At 65.6% G+C, this 15,805-nt stretch carries 15 protein-coding genes and 1 pseudogene; 12 read left to right on the top strand and 4 right to left on the bottom strand.

Going from position 1 to position 15,805, the window contains the following annotated elements:
* Positions 1-14: 14 nt before the first annotated feature.
* The 11 genes from QCE63_RS04005 to QCE63_RS03955 all read left to right on the top strand — a co-directional run bounded on the left by QCE63_RS04005 (position 15) and on the right by QCE63_RS03955 (position 8,724).
* Positions 15-791 carry an enoyl-CoA hydratase/isomerase family protein gene (locus QCE63_RS04005; protein WP_309830753.1) on the top strand — a complete coding sequence of 259 codons (777 nt, stop codon included), beginning with the start codon at positions 15-17 and terminating at the stop codon, positions 789-791.
* An 8-nt stretch (positions 792-799) separates the two neighbouring features.
* Positions 800-1,996 (top strand): bifunctional glutamate N-acetyltransferase/amino-acid acetyltransferase ArgJ, encoded by a 1,197-nt coding sequence (gene argJ / locus QCE63_RS04000; protein WP_309830750.1) that lies wholly within the window; start codon positions 800-802, stop codon positions 1,994-1,996.
* 67 nt (positions 1,997-2,063) lie between these two features.
* Positions 2,064-2,930 carry a TauD/TfdA family dioxygenase gene (locus QCE63_RS03995; protein ID WP_309830748.1) on the top strand — a complete coding sequence of 289 codons (867 nt, stop codon included), beginning with the start codon at positions 2,064-2,066 and terminating at the stop codon, positions 2,928-2,930.
* 81 nt (positions 2,931-3,011) lie between these two features.
* Positions 3,012-3,743 (top strand): enoyl-CoA hydratase-related protein, encoded by a 732-nt coding sequence (locus QCE63_RS03990; protein WP_309830747.1) that lies wholly within the window; start codon positions 3,012-3,014, stop codon positions 3,741-3,743.
* Entirely contained in the window at positions 3,734-4,195 is a 462-nt protein-coding gene (locus QCE63_RS03985; protein WP_309830745.1) for a hypothetical protein, read from the top strand. The genes QCE63_RS03990 and QCE63_RS03985 overlap by 10 nt, the downstream gene beginning before the upstream one ends.
* Positions 4,196-4,252: 57 nt before the next feature.
* A complete protein-coding gene (locus QCE63_RS03980) occupies positions 4,253-5,053 on the top strand; it encodes a hypothetical protein (RefSeq protein WP_309830743.1) in 801 nt (266 codons plus the stop codon).
* 21 nt (positions 5,054-5,074) lie between these two features.
* The gene (locus QCE63_RS03975) at positions 5,075-5,473 is read left to right on the top strand and encodes a hypothetical protein (RefSeq protein WP_309830742.1); all 399 of its coding nucleotides are present in this window, start codon (positions 5,075-5,077) and stop codon (positions 5,471-5,473) included.
* A gap of 149 nt (positions 5,474-5,622) precedes the next feature.
* Positions 5,623-6,099, top strand: a complete 477-nt coding sequence (locus QCE63_RS03970; RefSeq protein WP_309830739.1) for a Fur family transcriptional regulator — start codon at positions 5,623-5,625, stop codon at positions 6,097-6,099.
* A gap of 57 nt (positions 6,100-6,156) precedes the next feature.
* Complete coding sequence (locus QCE63_RS03965; RefSeq protein WP_309830737.1) at positions 6,157-7,038, top strand: metal ABC transporter solute-binding protein; 882 nt, start codon at positions 6,157-6,159, stop codon at positions 7,036-7,038.
* Entirely contained in the window at positions 7,035-7,943 is a 909-nt protein-coding gene (locus tag QCE63_RS03960) for an ATP-binding cassette domain-containing protein (protein ID WP_309830734.1), read from the top strand. The genes QCE63_RS03965 and QCE63_RS03960 overlap by 4 nt, the downstream gene beginning before the upstream one ends.
* Positions 7,936-8,724, top strand: a complete 789-nt coding sequence (locus QCE63_RS03955; RefSeq protein WP_309830731.1) for a metal ABC transporter permease — start codon at positions 7,936-7,938, stop codon at positions 8,722-8,724. Before QCE63_RS03960 ends, QCE63_RS03955 begins: the two co-directional genes overlap by 8 nt.
* 28 nt (positions 8,725-8,752) lie before the next feature.
* On the opposite strand, the gene fghA is transcribed toward QCE63_RS03955, so the two are convergent.
* The 3 genes from fghA to QCE63_RS03940 are packed head-to-tail and all read right to left on the bottom strand — an operon-like array spanning position 8,753 to position 11,970.
* The gene (gene fghA / locus QCE63_RS03950) at positions 8,753-9,601 is read right to left on the bottom strand and encodes an S-formylglutathione hydrolase (protein WP_309830729.1); all 849 of its coding nucleotides are present in this window, start codon (positions 9,599-9,601) and stop codon (positions 8,753-8,755) included.
* Between the two features lie 14 nt (positions 9,602-9,615).
* Positions 9,616-10,722, bottom strand: a complete 1,107-nt coding sequence (locus tag QCE63_RS03945) for an S-(hydroxymethyl)glutathione dehydrogenase/class III alcohol dehydrogenase (protein WP_309830727.1) — start codon at positions 10,720-10,722, stop codon at positions 9,616-9,618.
* Positions 10,723-10,755: 33 nt separating this feature from the next.
* Positions 10,756-11,970 carry an AGE family epimerase/isomerase gene (locus QCE63_RS03940; RefSeq protein ID WP_309830725.1) on the bottom strand — a complete coding sequence of 405 codons (1,215 nt, stop codon included), beginning with the start codon at positions 11,968-11,970 and terminating at the stop codon, positions 10,756-10,758.
* Between the two features lie 572 nt (positions 11,971-12,542).
* Here QCE63_RS03940 and QCE63_RS03935 point away from each other — a divergent pair.
* Entirely contained in the window at positions 12,543-13,934 is a 1,392-nt protein-coding gene (locus QCE63_RS03935; RefSeq protein ID WP_309830723.1) for a nucleobase:cation symporter-2 family protein, read from the top strand.
* A 421-nt stretch (positions 13,935-14,355) separates the two neighbouring features.
* Here the strand turns inward: QCE63_RS03935 and QCE63_RS03930 are convergent.
* Positions 14,356-15,805 (bottom strand): annotated as a pseudogene (locus QCE63_RS03930) (efflux transporter outer membrane subunit).

The following is a 15,805-nucleotide window of genomic DNA, read 5'->3' as shown; positions in this document are numbered from 1 at the left end:
AAGGAGGACCCAGCATGGCAGCAGTTTCCGAAGCAGACGAAGGCAGCATCCGTGTCATCACGTTGCGGCACGCCAATCGCAACAACCCGTTCAGCGCGGAACTCGAAGACAGCATCAAGGCCGCGCTCGCCCGCGCCGACCGCGATCCGAAGGTCGGCGCGGTGGTCGTGACCGGCGGCCAGGATCGCTCGTTCAGCGCTGGCGGCGACTTCAATGAAGTCCGCCTGCTCAAGGGCGGCGCGGACGTCGACGACTGGATCGATCGCGTCACGGATCTGTACCTGAGCGTGCTGAACGTCGAGAAACCCACGGTGGCGGCCATCGACGGCTATGCCATCGGCATGGGCTTTCAGTTCGCGCTGATGTTCGACTGGCGTCAGGCCGCGACCACGGCGGAGTTCCGCATGCCCGAACTGCGTCATGGCATCGGCTGCTCGATGGGCGTCGCCATCCTGCGGCATGCCATCGGCCATTTGGCCATGCAGGACATCGTCTTCGCCTGCGAGCCGATTCCCGCCGAACAGGCCGCGGGCTACCGGATCGTCAATCGTCTCTCCCGGCCCGATGCGTTGCTGAAGGACGCCATCGCCCGCGCGGAGACACTCGCGAGCTATCCGCAGGTGCCCTATCGCGCGACCAAGGCCACCATCGTCGCCGGCATGCGCGGCGTGCTGGTGCAATCGGCCGAAACGTCCAAGCGCGTGCATCGCGCCGCCTTCGCCGCGCGCAGTCCTCATGCGCATTTTGCCCGCGTGCTGGGCGACGAACACGTCGAGGCCGCCAAGCCATGAGCCACGCAATGAAACACAGCGCCTTCCTGTCGCGCCCGCTGGATGCCCGCTCACCGGTTCCGCAAGGCTTCGCGACCTTCGTTGCAAGCGCCGGCATACGGAATCACACGCGGGACATCGCCGTGGTGCATGCCGAGACGCCCTGTGCCGTGGCCGGCGTCTATACGCGCAGTCATTTTGCCGGCGCGGCCGTGCGGGCGTCCCGCGCGCAACTGGCGAAAGGCAGCGCCCGCGCGTTGCTGGTCATTTCGAAGAACGCGAACGTTGCCACCGGCGCCCAGGGCGAGGCGGATCTTGAGCGTTTGCTGGAGACGCTGTCGCACGAGCTTGCCATCGCGCCCGATGAGATCCAGACGGCGGCGACCGGCGTGATCGGCCAGCGGCTGCCTGTCGAGCGCATCGCCGCGTGTCTTGCGCAGACGCGGGAACGCCTGGCGCGGCCGGCCGACTTCCTGTCCTTCGCCGAAGCAATCATGACCACGGACACCACGCGCAAGGCCGTCGCGATGCGTGTGGGCAAGAGCGTGCTGGTGGGCGTCGCGAAGGGCGTCGGCATGATCGAGCCGGACATGGCCACGCTGCTCGTCTACTTCTTTACCGACGCGCGCATCGCTCAGCCTGCCCTCCAGTCCATGCTGACCCAGGTGGCGGACCGCACGTTCAACTGCATCACGATCGACTCCGACACCTCCACGAGCGACAGTTGCGTCGCCTTGTCGAGCGGGCTTGCGGGACCGGTCGAGACGAACGCATTCGCCGACGCGTTGCTGGACGTCGCCTCGCACCTGGCCATGCTCGTGCTGCGCGACGGCGAAGGCGTGACCAAGGTGTTCACGACGATCGTCGAGCATGCCGAGTCGGATGCCGTCGCGCGTGCCGTCGCGAAGTCCATCGCCAATTCGCCGCTCGTCAAGACGGCCATCCACGGCGCGGATCCGAACTGGGGCCGCGTCGCGATGGCCATCGGCAAGTGCGACCGCAAGTACCCAATCGATCCGCAGCGCACCCGCATATCGATCTGCGGCACGTGCGTATATCCCGCCGTTGTCGACGAAGCTGCGCTCGCCGCGTTGCGCGGCACGATGGCGGCGGCAGAACACATCGATATCCGCGTCGACCTGGCGGCCGGACACGGCCGCGCCGAGGCATGGGGCTGCGACCTGTCGCCGGCCTATGTCGAACTGAACAGTCACTACACCACCTAGCGCCGGATTCCCTGCCGCGCCGGCCTGAAAAAACATCCCGTTGTTTGTCATCAGCATGGAGCATTGAATGGATACACGCGTACGGCTTTACGAAAGGGAATCGGTGCTGGCGTCCGGTTTCGGAGCGATCCTCAACCGCGAGGCCTTCATTGCGGCCGACCCGGAAGACATCAAGTCGATCCTGATGGAAAAGGGCTTCGTGCTCGTCCGCGATCTCGACTTCGAACGGCAGGACTTCCTGAACCTGTATGCGCGTTACGGCAACATCGTCGCGTATGTGAACGAGCGGGAAAAGGTCGGCTATGGCTATCGGGACACGCTGGAACTCGACGGCGATCGACGCAAGATCGTCACGGGCCGCGGTCAACTGCCGTTTCATGCAGACGGCGGCCTGCTGCTGAGTCAGGTGGACCTCGTGTTCCTGTACGGCGCCCGCATCGAGAACATCAAGTTTCGCGGCGCCACGCTCGTCACCGACCACGTGCTCGCGTGCGAGGAACTGCCGCTCCATCTGCGCAACGTGCTGGAGGAAGAAAGCTTCGAAGTGCGGGTGACGGAGCGCGGCTATTACGTGGACGTCTCGCCGGAAGGCTGGTTCAAGGTGCCGGTCTTCACGGATCTCGGCTGGGTCAGGAAGATGCTGCTCTACTTCCCGTTCGACGAAGGGCAGCCCGCCAGTTGGGAACCGCGCATCGTCGGCTTCACGCCCTACGAGACGAAGAAGTTCTTCACCGAGCTTTCGCAATGCTTCAAGCACCCGCGCTACACCTATACGCACCACTGGCGCCGGGGCGACCTGCTGATTACCGACAATCGCCGCAGCATTCACGAGCGCGAGGAATTCAACGACCCCGCCATCGAACGCGTGCTCTGGCGCGGGCAAACGGCGGAGACGGGCGCATCCGGCCCGGTGCGCGATATCGGTCTGGGCTGATTCGTACGCTCAAGTGCGTCACGCCTGAGTGCGTGGCGCTTCCCGGCTCACATGTTCAGAGGATGCATGGAAACAATCGGCATGACGCAACGCCTGATTCCGCTGGATCACTCGCGTTCAGGCGTCGTGCAGTTGACGCTGCACGGCGCGACACCGGCCAATGTTCTCGATACGGCAGCGCGGCAGCGCATTGTCGGAACGCTGGAAGCAGCGGCCACGGACCCGGAAGTGGCCGCGTTGATCCTCTCCGGTCCCTCCGGCGGCGCATTTTGCGGCGGCGGAGATGGGCAGGAAGTGTCGAATCTGAACAGCGAAGCGGACGTCGATGCCTGGCTCGACAGCATCATGGCGCTGTATCACGCCGTGCTGAAGTTTCCGAAACCGGTGATCGCCGCCATCGACGGTCAGGTGAAAGGGCAAGGTCTGCAACTCGCGCTGCTGTGTGACATTCGCATCGCGGCCTACGGCGCGCGCTTCTCCGAACCCGAACTCGCGCAGGGCGTGAGCTGTGCCGTCGGCGCGGCCATGTTGCGGCAGTTCGTGCCCCATGGCGTGGTGTCGGAAATGGTCTATGGCTGCAAGGAGTTCGGCGCCATCACCGCGCTCGAACACAGTCTGATCAACTTTGCAGTGCGTGAGCACGAACTGATGTCCATGGCCCTGCATTGGGCCCGGCGGCTGTCGGATCACGCGCCGGCCGCGTTCGCACACACCAAGGGCATCATCGCGCACAACCTGAGGCAGGCGCTGACCGCGTGCCTGCCCGCCGCCCGCGCGACCCATCGGCAACTGCTGGTGCGTCCATGCGCATGATGCGGCACGCGATCCTGTGCGGCCTGTGTCTCCTCGTGACATGGACCGCGAACGCGGCGCTTTCGCAGGCAGCGGCTCCCTGCGCATCGGAAGGCAAGTTTCTGCGCGCCGTCGCGACCTGGCCGGACGTCAGAAGCGCCATCGACGCGCGACTTCCCTATGGATCGGACGCGCCGCAGGCATCGCCCACGCCCTCGCCGTTCATCGAGAGCACCCGGGCGTTCCTGAACGAATCCGGCCAGGGCGAAGTGCAGCACGCTTTCCGCTCACTCTCGCAGCTGGCGCGCGACGGCGATCCGGAGGCGGCGTTGCTCGTCGGCTTCATGCATGCCCGCGGCATGGGCACGCCCATCGACTACTGCGCCGCCCAGGCGTGGTTCTGCCGCGCGGGCGACGGCGGTATCGAGGAAATCAAGCACGCGATGCGAAACCGCTGCCCCGAATCCCAATGACGTTTTCCCACTACCGCGTCGAGCCATGCCCGCTCGCCCCACTTGCCTGACCAGATCATGAAATCGCTGCTATCGAGTTTCGGTGCCATCGCCGTCGGTGTCTTCCTGAGCCTGTCGACGCCGCTGCATGCCACCGCGCCGGGCCGATGGATCGAATCCTCCGATCCGCCCTACGTCGCGCGGGTCGCAGACGGCGCGCTGCTGTCGATCCAGCTTCAGCCCGTGCGCCTGAAGCTCGACATGAACCCGCACAATTCGGTCAAATCCGAAACCGACGACTTCAAGCCCGCACGCTATTCGTTCCCGCGCGCGCACGTTCCGCAAGCCGTGCTGCATCGGCTGACGGACATCTATCGCTACGAGCGCCGCAGGGACGTGCCGATCGTCTCCTCCGGCGGCAACTGGGTCATTGCCGAATACTTTCCTGCTCATTCGCACATTCCGGTCGCGCGTTTCCAGCTGCTGGGCGGGCGCGTGCAGCGTCAGGAACGGCTTGACCGGACCGGCCGCACGACGCAGATCGTCGTCATCGGCTGGGCGCGTGTTGCTGCGCCCGCCGACGAGGAAGCAAGCGATCTCACCGCACTCGGCGAGCGTCCCGCGTGGATCCGGGTCTTCCGTGTGTCGCCGTCGGGAGCGAGAACGCTGGTGGCGGTTGCCCGGCGCAAGCGCAGCTTCACTGCGCCGCCCCGCCCCGACGACGTGCCGCAAGCCGGCGATCTGACGTTCGGCGTGCCGAATGGCGCATCCGAATGGCGTTCGATGGCCGAGTTCGCGGCCGCGCAAGACATCGACCTCGATGCCGCCGCGCTATCCGGAAAGTCCGGCACAACGCAGCGCGCCGCTTCGAGCGCCTGACTCATGCTTCAGGAGAACGCGGTGCGCGCACCCCGATTGATGCTTCACTGGCTGGCGGCTGCGCTCGTCCTGCTGAGCGCGGATGCCCGAAGCGCGGACGCCGCCGCGCAGGCTCACTACTACATCGGCCGCCAGGGCGACGCGTTCGAATACGCCCGGACGCCTGCCAGCGAAGGCGCAGCCGAGCGGCGCGTGCTCGTCTGGTATCTGGGCAACCGGACCGGCAAGACGCCGTCCGTCCGCTACCAGGATGGCGCGAGCAACGGCACCCTGACCTGCTATGACGATTGCCAGTTCGTTCGCGGCGTGACGACCATCGCGGGGAAAGTCGTGCATGTGGGGCGCATCCGCGTGACGAACGACCCGCTCATCTACGCCATCATGCACGACGCACTCGCCGGGCATCTGTCGAAACCTTGAGCGCGAGGAAGCGGCGTGAACGGTGTCCATCGGACCCCGCGTGCATCTTCTCGTGATACGTTATATCATCGCCGGATTGCATCGCGAGCGGCTGGTCCGCCCCCGCATTCACCCCTTGCCTGGCTCGCGCTCCGCGTGGCCCGAATGTCATGACCGATTCCGTCGAAACCAAGCTCGCGCGTGCCGAGGTGCTGGCCACCGAGCGCGGCGTAGCGCTGACGCCGCTGCGTCGCCACGTGTACGAACTCGTCCTTCAGGCGCACAAGCCGATCGGCGCCTACGACCTCATCGACGCCATGCAGCCCCAGCGCGGCTCGCGCGTGCCGCCCACGACCGTGTACCGGGCGCTCGAATTCCTGGTCGACAACGGTTTCGTGCATCGCATCGAATCGAAGAATGCGTTCGTCGCGTGCTGCGACGCGGGCAAGCCGCACGAAAGCCAGTTTCTGATCTGCGACGAATGCGGCGCGACGCTCGAGATCCAGGGCCGCGAACTCGCGTCGTCGCTGTCGGCGAGTCCGCCCGCGCATGGCTTCAAGGTGCATCACCAGGTCGTCGAGCTGAGCGGCCTGTGCGCCGACTGCCAGAAGAAGCATCGGGCGCAGCATCGCCCGCACGGCGCCTGACGCGCCCGCCAGACACGACACTCAACCCGGCACTGACCGCCACTCACGAGGAAATCGATGAAATTCGCGCACGTCCTGACCTGCTTCGCGCTCGCGCTCGGCTTTTGCAATGCCGCTTCGGCGCAGGCCGCGCGCGTGCCGGTGGTCGCGGCCGAAAACTTCTACGGCGACGTGATCCGCCAGCTCGGCGGCGATCACGTGCAGGTGACGAGCATCCTCAGCAACCCGGACGAAGACCCGCATCTGTTCGAGGCCAGCCCGAAAACCGCGCGCGCGTTGCAGCACGCGTCGCTCGTCGTGTACAACGGCGCGGACTACGATCCGTGGATGGACAAGCTGCTTGCAGCATCGAAGAGCAACGACAAGCGCACGGTGATCGTCGCGGCGCAGCTGGTCGGCAAGAAAGCGGGCGACAACCCGCACCTCTGGTATGACCCGGCGACCATGCCCGTCGTCGCGCGCGCGGTGAGCGCCTATCTCGTGAGCGCCGACCCGTCGCACAAGAGCGATTACGATGCCCGTCTCGCCACCTTCCTCGACTCGCTCAAGCCCATCGACGCCAGCGTCGCGCAACTGAAGGCGCACTACAGGGGCGTGCCCGTGACGGCCACGGAACCGGTGTTCGGCTACATGGCCGATGCCATCGGCTTCGAGATGCGCAACCTGCGCTTCCAGATGGCGTCGATGAACGAAACCGAGCCGAGTCCCGCCGACATCGCCGCGTTCGAGAAGGACTTGCGCGAGCGCCGTGTGCACGTGCTGATCTACAACAGCCAGGCCACCGGCGCGCTGACCAAGCGCCTGCTGGGCGTCGCGAAGGACGCGCATGTGCCGAGCATCAGCGTGACGGAAACGCTGCCCGCGAAGAAGACCTATCAGCAATGGATGCAAGCGCAGCTCGACGCACTCGCGGGCGCGCTGCAAGGATGGCAACAATGAATGCGTCACGACCCGCGCTCGAAGTCGAACGCGTCACACTGGAGCTCGGCGGTCGCGAGATCCTGAACGACGCGAGCTTCACGGTCCACAACGGCGAGTTCATCGGCGTGCTCGGACCGAACGGCGCGGGCAAGACCACCTTGATGCGCGCGCTGCTCGGCCTCGTGCCACTGAAGAGCGGCGCGATCCGCGTCAACGGCGAGGCCGTGGTGCGCGGCAACGCGTCGATCGGCTATATGCCGCAGATCCGCAGCGGTCTCGCGAATCGCCGCGTGCTGGGCCGCGACTTTGTGGCGATGGCCGCGGACGGACATCGCTGGGGCCTGCCGCATCGCGATGCGCGCGTGCGTGCCGAAGTTGAACGCGTGCTCGAACTCGTCGGCGCGCGGCAGCTGGCGTCGCGACCGCTGTCGGAACTGTCGGGCGGCGAACGGCAGCGCCTGCTGCTCGCGCAGTGCCTGCTCGGCAATCCGCGTCTGCTGCTGCTCGACGAACCGCTCATCAGCCTCGACCCGCGTCATCAGACCGGCGTGGTGGAACTCGTGCGGCGTGTCCAGCGCGAACTGAACATCACGGTGCTGTTTTCAGCGCACGAACTCAATCCGCTGCTGAACTCGCTCGACCGCGTGCTCTATCTCGGCAGCGGACGCGCGGCGCTCGGCACCGTCGACGAGGTCATCTCGAAGCCCGTGCTGTCACGGCTGTACGGTTCGCCGATCGACGTGATGCGGGTGAACGGCCGCATTTTCGTGATGTCGGGCGATGTCGAGATCGACAAGCTCGATCACGCCCATGAGGAAGACGGCGAGCACGCGCACGACCATGACCACGGGCATGGCCATGCGCATCACCACGAGCACGCCGGCGTTCAGGGCAAGAAAGGAAGCCACACGCACAATGTTTGAATACGACTTCATGGTGAATGCATTCGCGGCGTCGGGCATCGTCGCGGTGCTGGCGGGCATCGTCGGCTATTTTCTGGTGATGCGCGGGCAAACCTTCGCAGGCCACGCGCTCTCGCACGTCGGCTTCACCGGCGCGACCGGCGCGGTGCTGATCGGCATGCCGCCGCTCTGGGGCATGGTCGGCGTCACGCTCGCGGCGGGTATCGGCATGGGCGCGCTCGGCGAAAAGCTCTCGGGCCGCGACGTGGCCATCGGCGTGATTCTCTCGCTGTCGCTGGGCTTCGGCCTGCTGTTCCTGCACTTCTTCACCGCCTATGCCACCCAGGCCACCGCGCTGCTGTTCGGCAACGTACTCGGCGTCAGCCATGACACGCTGATCGTCCTGCTCGGTCTCGCGCTGGTGAGTCTCGCGGCGCTGGCGTTCATCATGCGGCCGCTGATGTTCGCGTCGCTGCAACCGGAACTGGCCGAGGCCAAGGGCGTGTCGCTGCGGCTCGTGTCGGTGCTGTTTCTTGCCATCACCGCGCTGGCGGTGGCGGCGTGTACGCAGATCGTCGGCGTGCTGCTGGTGTTCGCGCTGATGGTCGGGCCGGCCGCCGCCGCGCAGAACGTCACGACGCGGCTCTCATCGGGCTTGCTGCTCGCCGCTGCGTTCGCCCTCGGGCAGGCGTGGCTCGGGCTGACGCTCGCCTACTACACCGACTGGCCGACGAGCTTCTGGATCACCATGCTCGCCGCCCTCGTCTATGGCGCGAGTCTGATCGGACGGCGCGGCGACTGAGCGCTCGCGCCGGCACCGTCCTGCACACTCACTTGCACAACACCCGCGCGTGATGCGCGACATGCTCGCCCACGAAGGTCGAGATGAAGAAGTAGCCGTGATCGTAGCCTTCGTGCCGCCGGACCTCGACCGTGTGTCCGGCTTCACGTGCATTGCGCTCGAACACATCAGGATGGAGCTGTTCGGCAAGGAACTGATCCGCAAGCCCCTGATCGATCAGAATGCCGCCCTCGAAGCGCGCCGCCGCATCGCCCTTGATGAGCTCGCTCGCGTCATATTGCTTCCACGCTTCGCGATCATCGCCGAGATAACCGGAAAACGCCTTCACGCCCCACGGACACTGCGAAGGCGCGGCGATGGGCGCGAACGCCGACACCGACCGGTACAGCCCCGGATTGCGCAATGCAAGCACGAGCGCGCCGTGCCCGCCCATCGAATGGCCGAAGATGCCGATGCGGTCCTCGCGCACCGGCAACTCCGCGAGCACCGTCTCGCGCAATTCCTGCGTTACATACGAGTCCATCCGGTAGTGCTTCGACCATGGCGCGCGCGTCGCATCGACATAGAAGCCCGCGCCCACGCCGAAGTCCCACGCGTCCTTCTCGCCGGGAATATCGGCGCCGCGCGGTGACGTATCCGGCGCGATCAGCGCGATGCCATGTTCCGCCGCATACCGCTGCGCGCCCGCCTTGATCGGAAAGGTTTCTTCGGTGCAGGTCAGGCCGGCGAGATAGAACAGCGCCGGCACCTTGCCCGACGCTGCCTGTTGCGGCAGGAAGACCGAGAAGCGCATCGGCAGGCCGATGCTTCGGGCGTCGTGCTTGTAGATGCGCTGCACGCCGTCGAAACAGCGGTGCTCTTCCACGAGTTCGAGCATGAAGGCCTCCGGGTTCAGTAGACCACGACCGAGCGGATCGATTCGCCCTTCTTCATCAGGTCGAAGCCGTCGTTGATCTGTTCGAGCTTGAGATGGTGCGTGATCAGGTCGTCGATATTGATCTTGCCTTCCATGTACCAGTCGACGATCTTCGGCACATCGGTGCGTCCGCGCGCGCCGCCGAACGCCGAGCCCTTCCATTCGCGGCCCGTGACCAGCTGGAATGGCCGCGTGCTGATTTCCTGGCCGGCCGCCGCCACGCCGATGATGAACGACTGCCCCCAGCCCTTGTGCGTGCATTCGAGCGCCTGGCGCATCAGCGTCGTGTTGCCGACGCATTCGAACGAATAGTCCGCGCCGCCGTCGGTCAGCTGCACGATGTGATCGACGACGTTCTCCACTTCCTTCGGGTTGATGAAGTGGGTCATGCCGAATTTCTTCGCCAGCTCGATGCGGCCCGGATTGATATCGACGCCGATGATCTTGTCCGCGCCAACCATCTTCGCGCCCTGGATTACGTTCAATCCGATGCCGCCCAGCCCGAACACGACGACGTTCGCGCCCGCCTCGACCTTCGCCGAGTACACCACCGCGCCGACGCCCGTGGTCACGCCGCAGCCGATGTAGCAGATCTTGTCGAAGGGCGCGTCTTCACGCACCTTGGCGACGGCGATCTCCGGCACGACGATGTAGTTCGAGAATGTGGACGTGCCCATGTAGTGGAACAGCGGCTTGCCGCCGAGCGAGAAACGCGAGGTGGCATCGGGCATCAGGCCACGGCCCTGCGTCGCGCGGATCTTCTGGCAGAGATTCGTCTTGCGCGACAGGCAGAACTTGCATTCGCGGCATTCCGGCGTGTAGAGGGGAATGACGTGATCGCCCTTGCGCAATGTGCCGACGCCCGGCCCGACATCGACCACGACGCCCGCGCCCTCGTGCCCGAGGATGGCGGGGAAGATGCCTTCGGGATCAGCGCCGGACAGCGTGTAGTAGTCGGTATGGCAGATGCCGGTCGCCTTGACTTCGATCAGCACCTCACCGGCGCGCGGACCTTCGAGATCGACCTCTTCGATCGTCAGCGGCTTGCCTGCTTCCCATGCGATTGCGGCTTTCGTCTTCATCGTTCAGCTCCTCGGTTTTGTAGCGAATTCGGTTCAGCGCACGACGTTCAAGACTTCGTAGCATGCGCCCATCGTGTGATAGTCGGTCTTGCCGGCGGGACTCTTTTCGTCGCTGTACTGGCGGTTGTCGCGCGTCAGGATGCGATACCACGCGCCCCACTTGTGATCGACGAAATGTTCCCAGGAATAGGCCCACAGGCGGTCGTAGTCGCTCCAGTAGCGTGCGGCGAGCGCCGTGTCGCCCGCGTTGCGCGCGTGCTCCGCGAGCAGCGCCGCCGCGGCGAGCGATTCCGCCTGCACCCAGAAATACTTGTCCTCGTCGTAGAACTGGCCTTCGGGATCGAAGCCATAGACCATGCCGCCGTGCTCGTGATCCCATGAGCGCTCCAGCGCCCGGTCGAACAGTTCGCGCGCGCGCGTGGCATGCCATGCTTCCGGACGATGCCGGTCGAGAATCAGCAGCAGCTTCGCCCATTCGGTCTGATGTCCCGGCTGGAAGCCCCACGGCCGGAAGATGTTGCTGCGGTCGCCCTTGTTGTAGTCCCAGTCGACGGACCAGTCCGGCTTGTAGTGCTCCCACACGAGGCCGCCCGCGAGCGCCGCCTGACGGTTCACCATGTTGTCGGCGAGCAGCGCCGCGCGGTCGAGATAGCGCCCGACGCCGGTGGCCTCGAACGCGGCGAGCAGCGCCTCGCAGGTGTGCATGTTGGCGTTCTGGCCGCGATAGTCCGACACCTGCCAGTCCGCGCTCGCCTCGTCCTTGTAGAGACCGTGCGGCGCGTCCCAGAAGCGGGCTTCCATCAAATCCCAGGTTTCGTCGAGATAGGCGCGCGCCTCGTCGACGCCGGCTTCGACCGCCTTCGCATACGCAAGCATGACGAACGCCAGCCCGTAGCAATGATTGGTCGCATCCGTCACTTCACGGCCGTTCAGCGTCCACGCATAGCCGCCCGTCTGCGGATTGCGGTGAAACTCGCGCAGATAGTTGATCCCATGCACCACGCCGCCGCGATATTCGTCCATGCCCCAATGCTTGTAGGCCATCGCGTAGTTGAAGACGAAGCGCGTGCTCGACACCAGATGCCGCGAGGTGCGGTCGTAGATCGTGCCGTCGTTCTTGTAGTAGTGGAAGAAGCCGCCCGCCGGGTCCATGCAGTGTGGATGATAGAAGGTCATCGTGCGCAGTACGTGGTCCAGCAGGAAGGCGCGCGAACGGAAGTCGGGATGGGACGGCGAAGGTGCGGGCATGGCGGATTCCGGAGTGAGCGGGACGATAGCGGACATCATGCCCCGCTCATATGAAGCGGCGCTTCATGATGCGCGGCGCGCGTTGCATCGGCTTCGAGGGTACGCAAGTTTAAGCGCTCTCGCGGCGGACCGTGAACCCGCCTGCGGACCGCGTGGTCGGATCGAGGCAGCGCAAGAAGCGTTCGTCGAGCGACGGACCGGCGATGTAAAGCGCATCGATTCCAGAAAAAACCATGGGATGGCGGAAGCGGAAAAAGGCCTTAGGGAAAACGCGCAAAACGGGGGTTTACCCCTGCGCCACGCGACCCGCGCCGAAAATCGACTATACGCGCGGGGTAATGCACATCATAACGAGCACCGCAGGAAGTCCGCCTTGCACGACCCGACGAATTTCCCTTGCAATGCGTCAAACCCCTTGTGGCCGGGACTTGCGCACGTTTGCGTTCGCGCCGCCGCGCCTGATCCATATCGGCGGGCGAACGCGACGTATAGCGCCGCGTAGTCTTGTTCATGCATTTTGATGCACTTAACGTGGAGGCCATTCCAGTGAGAAGGCAATAAAGGAGAGAGACATGGCATCAAGTTCGGTGAATCCGTCCGTGCATCCGTGCGACGAGCGGCTACCTGCCGGTCAGTTGTTGACCTTGGGCATCCAGCACGTGCTGGTCATGTACGCCGGCGCGGTCGCGGTGCCGCTGATCCTCGGCGCCGCGATGGGCTTGCCGAAGGACCAGGTCGCGTTCCTCATCAGCGCTGACCTGTTCTCCTGCGGCGTCGCGACGCTGATCCAGACGCTCGGCCTGTGGATCTTCGGCATCCGCCTGCCGGTCATCATGGGCTGCACCTTCGCCGCGGTCGGCCCGATGGTTGCGATCGGCACGAATCCCTCGCTCGGCATTCTCGATGTATTCGGCTCGACCATCGCAGCCGGCGTGATCGGCATCCTGCTCGCGCCGATGATCGGCAAGCTGCTGCGCTTCTTCCCGCCGGTCGTGGTGGGCACGGTCATCGCGGTGATCGGGCTCTCGCTGATGGGCGTCGGCATCAACTGGGCGGCGGGCGGCATCGGCAATCCCGACTACGGCAACCCGGTGTTCCTGCTGCTCTCGCTGGTTGTGCTCTCGCTGATCCTGCTCATCAACAAGTTCGCGCGCGGCTTCATCGCCAATATCTCGGTGCTGCTTGGGATCGTCGCGGGCTTCGTCATCGCCGCGCTGCTCGGCCGCGTGAACATGGAGGGCGTGGCCCATGCGCCGTGGGTCGGCGTCGTGCTGCCGTTCCACTTCGGTCTGCCGCATTTCGATCCGCTCTCGGTCGCGACGATGGTCATCGTCATGTTCGTCACGTTCATCGAATCGACCGGCATGTTCCTCGCGGTCGGCGATCTGGTCGAGCGTCCCGTCGATCAGAAGGCGCTGGTGCGCGGACTGCGCGTCGATGGCCTCGGCACGCTAATCGGCGGCGTCTTCAACTCGTTCCCGCACACGTCGTTTTCGCAGAATGTCGGCTTGATCGGCGTGACCGGCGTGAAGAGCCGCTTCGTCTGCGCGACCGGCGGCGTCATTCTCGTCGTGCTCGGCCTGTTCCCGAAGATGGCGCAGGTCGTGGCTTCCGTGCCGCCGTTCGTGCTGGGCGGCGCGGGCATCGTGATGTTCGGCATGGTCGCGGCAAACGGCATCAAGACGCTGTCGCGCGTGGACTTCTCGACCAATCATCACAACCTGTTCATCGTCGCGGTCAGCGTGGGCATGGGCATGGTGCCGGTCGTCGCGCCGAAGTTCTTCACCCAGCTGCCGCACGCGCTCGAACCGATCCTCCACAGCGGCATTCTGCTGGCCTCGGTGACGGCGGTGATCTTGAACATCGTGTTCAATGGCGTGCGCAAGGAACGCCAGGCGCGGCGCGAGATTCGCGAAGCCGCGCACGATTTCGATGGCGCGGCCCACGCGGGCGACGCGCATTGACGACGGAGTAGTCCCAGGAAGTGCTTGCGTTGAGCGCCGCGATGAAAGTTGCGGCGTTTTTTTTGGGGTGCGAAAGCGTGTGAGCTTGATCTGAAGGCGGGTTGCGGGGCGTGAGCGGCAGGTGCCTCACGGCACGCGAGTGGCAGACGCCTCACGCCACGTGAGCGGCAAGCGCCTCACGGCGCTTAAGCGGCAGGCGCCTCACGGCACGCGAGAGGCAGGCGCCTCACGCCACGTGAGCGGTAAGCGCCTCGCGGCGCGTAAGCGGCAGGCGCCTTGTGGCGCGCAAGCGGCAGGTACCTCGCGGCGCGTGAGCGGCAAGCGCTTCGTGGTGCGTGAGCAACAAGCGCCTCATGCGCGTGAGCGGCAGGTGCCTCGCGCCGCGTAAGCGGCAAGCGCCTCACGACACCGCCTGCGCAGATCACGAACTCGCGTCGGCCGGACGCGGCGCGTCCCCCGTCTTCTCGACCCACCCGCCACCCAGCGCCTGATACAGGCTCACCAGATTCACCAGCCGCTGCGTGCGCGCGGAAACGAGCGTCTGTTGCGCGGCATAGAGATCCTGCTGCGCCGTCAGCACGTTCAGATAGCCATCGACACCTTGCCGGTAGCGCAGTGTCGAAAGATCCAGACGACGCTGCTGCGCCGCCGTGTCCCGCTCGAGCGCCGCGATCTGCTGGTCGAAGGTGCCGCGCGCGGCGAGACCATCAGCGACGTCGCGGAACGCCGCCTGGATGGTCTTCTCGTAGCGCGCCACCTCGATCCGCTCGCTGACGTTCGCCAGGTCCAGGTTCGCGACATTCTGGCCGCCCGAAAAGATCGGCAAGGTGAGGGTCGGCGCGAAGCTCCAGGCAGCCGAGCCCGGCTTGAACAGCCCGCCGAGCGACGGGCTCAGCGTACCGAAGCTGCCGGTCAGCGAAATGCTCGGAAAGAACGCCGCGCGCGCCGCGCCGATGTTTGCATTGGCCGCGATCAGGTTCTGCTCCGCCTCCATGATGTCGGGCCGGCGCAGCAGCAAGTCCGACGGCAGTCCCGCCGGCAGATCGGTCAGCATCGTCTGGCGGGCGAGCGGCTGGCCTTCCGGCAGATCGTCCGGCACGGGTTCGCCGAGCAGCAGCGCGAGCGCGTTCACGGCCTGGGCCCGCGCGCGTTCCTGCGCCTGCAGATTGGCCGCCGCGGTTTCCATCACGGTTTGCGACTGGCTCAGGTCCAGCTCCGACGCGGTGCCGTTGTCGAACTGCAGCTTGACGATGCCGAAGGAATCGCCCGCGCTTTTCAGTGTCTGGCGCGTGACGGCGAGCAGGTCGTCGGCTTGCAGCACTTGCAGGTATTGCGTGGCCACCTGACCGACCAGCGAGATCTCGGCCGCCTTGCGTGCGTAGGCGGTCGCGAAGTAGGTGGCGAGCGCCTGGTCCTTCAGGCTCTGCACGCGGCCGAACAGGTCGATCTCCCACGATGCGTTCAGGCCCACGGAGTAGCTGTTCTGGATCGTCTGGTTGGCGATCGCGAGATTCCGCGGCGTGCGCTGCTTCGTCTGTCCCCCCTGCGCGCTCACCGACGGCAGCAGCCCGGCGCGCGCGATGCGGTATTGCGCCTGCGCCGCCTGCACGTTCAGCACCGCGACGCGCAGGTCGCGGTTGTTGCGCAACGCGATGTCGATGAACTCCTGCAAGCGGGCATCGACGAAGAAATCGCGCCAGCCGACATCGGCGGCCGGGGTAGCGGGCGTGACTTGTGCCGCTTGCGCCGCGTACACGCCATCGGCGATAGCCCGCCGGCACCGGCAATGCCGGCTGCGCGTACTTCGGCGCCAGCGTGCAGCCGCTGGCAAGCCACGCGATGGCGGTGGCAATCAAGGTCAATCTCAGCAT

It is taken from the genome of Caballeronia sp. LZ065, from assembly GCF_031450975.1.
Taxonomy (GTDB): Bacteria; Pseudomonadota; Gammaproteobacteria; order Burkholderiales; family Burkholderiaceae; genus Caballeronia.
This window is presented reverse-complemented; position numbering and strand designations above follow the sequence as displayed.

Coding starts and splice junctions, on each gene's coding strand:
- QCE63_RS03965 (WP_309830737.1), top strand. CDS start 6,157: ATGAAATTCGCGCACGTCCTGACCTGCTTCGCGCTCGCGCTCGGCTTT.
- QCE63_RS03980 (WP_309830743.1), top strand. CDS start 4,253: ATGAAATCGCTGCTATCGAGTTTCGGTGCCATCGCCGTCGGTGTCTTC.
- QCE63_RS03985 (WP_309830745.1), top strand. CDS start 3,734: ATGCGCATGATGCGGCACGCGATCCTGTGCGGCCTGTGTCTCCTCGTG.
- QCE63_RS03990 (WP_309830747.1), top strand. CDS start 3,012: ATGACGCAACGCCTGATTCCGCTGGATCACTCGCGTTCAGGCGTCGTG.
- QCE63_RS03970 (WP_309830739.1), top strand. CDS start 5,623: ATGACCGATTCCGTCGAAACCAAGCTCGCGCGTGCCGAGGTGCTGGCC.
- QCE63_RS03945 (WP_309830727.1), bottom strand. CDS start 10,722: ATGAAGACGAAAGCCGCAATCGCATGGGAAGCAGGCAAGCCGCTGACG.
- QCE63_RS03935 (WP_309830723.1), top strand. CDS start 12,543: ATGGCATCAAGTTCGGTGAATCCGTCCGTGCATCCGTGCGACGAGCGG.
- fghA (WP_309830729.1), bottom strand. CDS start 9,601: ATGCTCGAACTCGTGGAAGAGCACCGCTGTTTCGACGGCGTGCAGCGC.
- QCE63_RS03960 (WP_309830734.1), top strand. CDS start 7,035: ATGAATGCGTCACGACCCGCGCTCGAAGTCGAACGCGTCACACTGGAG.
- argJ (WP_309830750.1), top strand. CDS start 800: ATGAAACACAGCGCCTTCCTGTCGCGCCCGCTGGATGCCCGCTCACCG.
- QCE63_RS03940 (WP_309830725.1), bottom strand. CDS start 11,970: ATGCCCGCACCTTCGCCGTCCCATCCCGACTTCCGTTCGCGCGCCTTC.
- QCE63_RS03955 (WP_309830731.1), top strand. CDS start 7,936: ATGTTTGAATACGACTTCATGGTGAATGCATTCGCGGCGTCGGGCATC.
- QCE63_RS03995 (WP_309830748.1), top strand. CDS start 2,064: ATGGATACACGCGTACGGCTTTACGAAAGGGAATCGGTGCTGGCGTCC.
- QCE63_RS04005 (WP_309830753.1), top strand. CDS start 15: ATGGCAGCAGTTTCCGAAGCAGACGAAGGCAGCATCCGTGTCATCACG.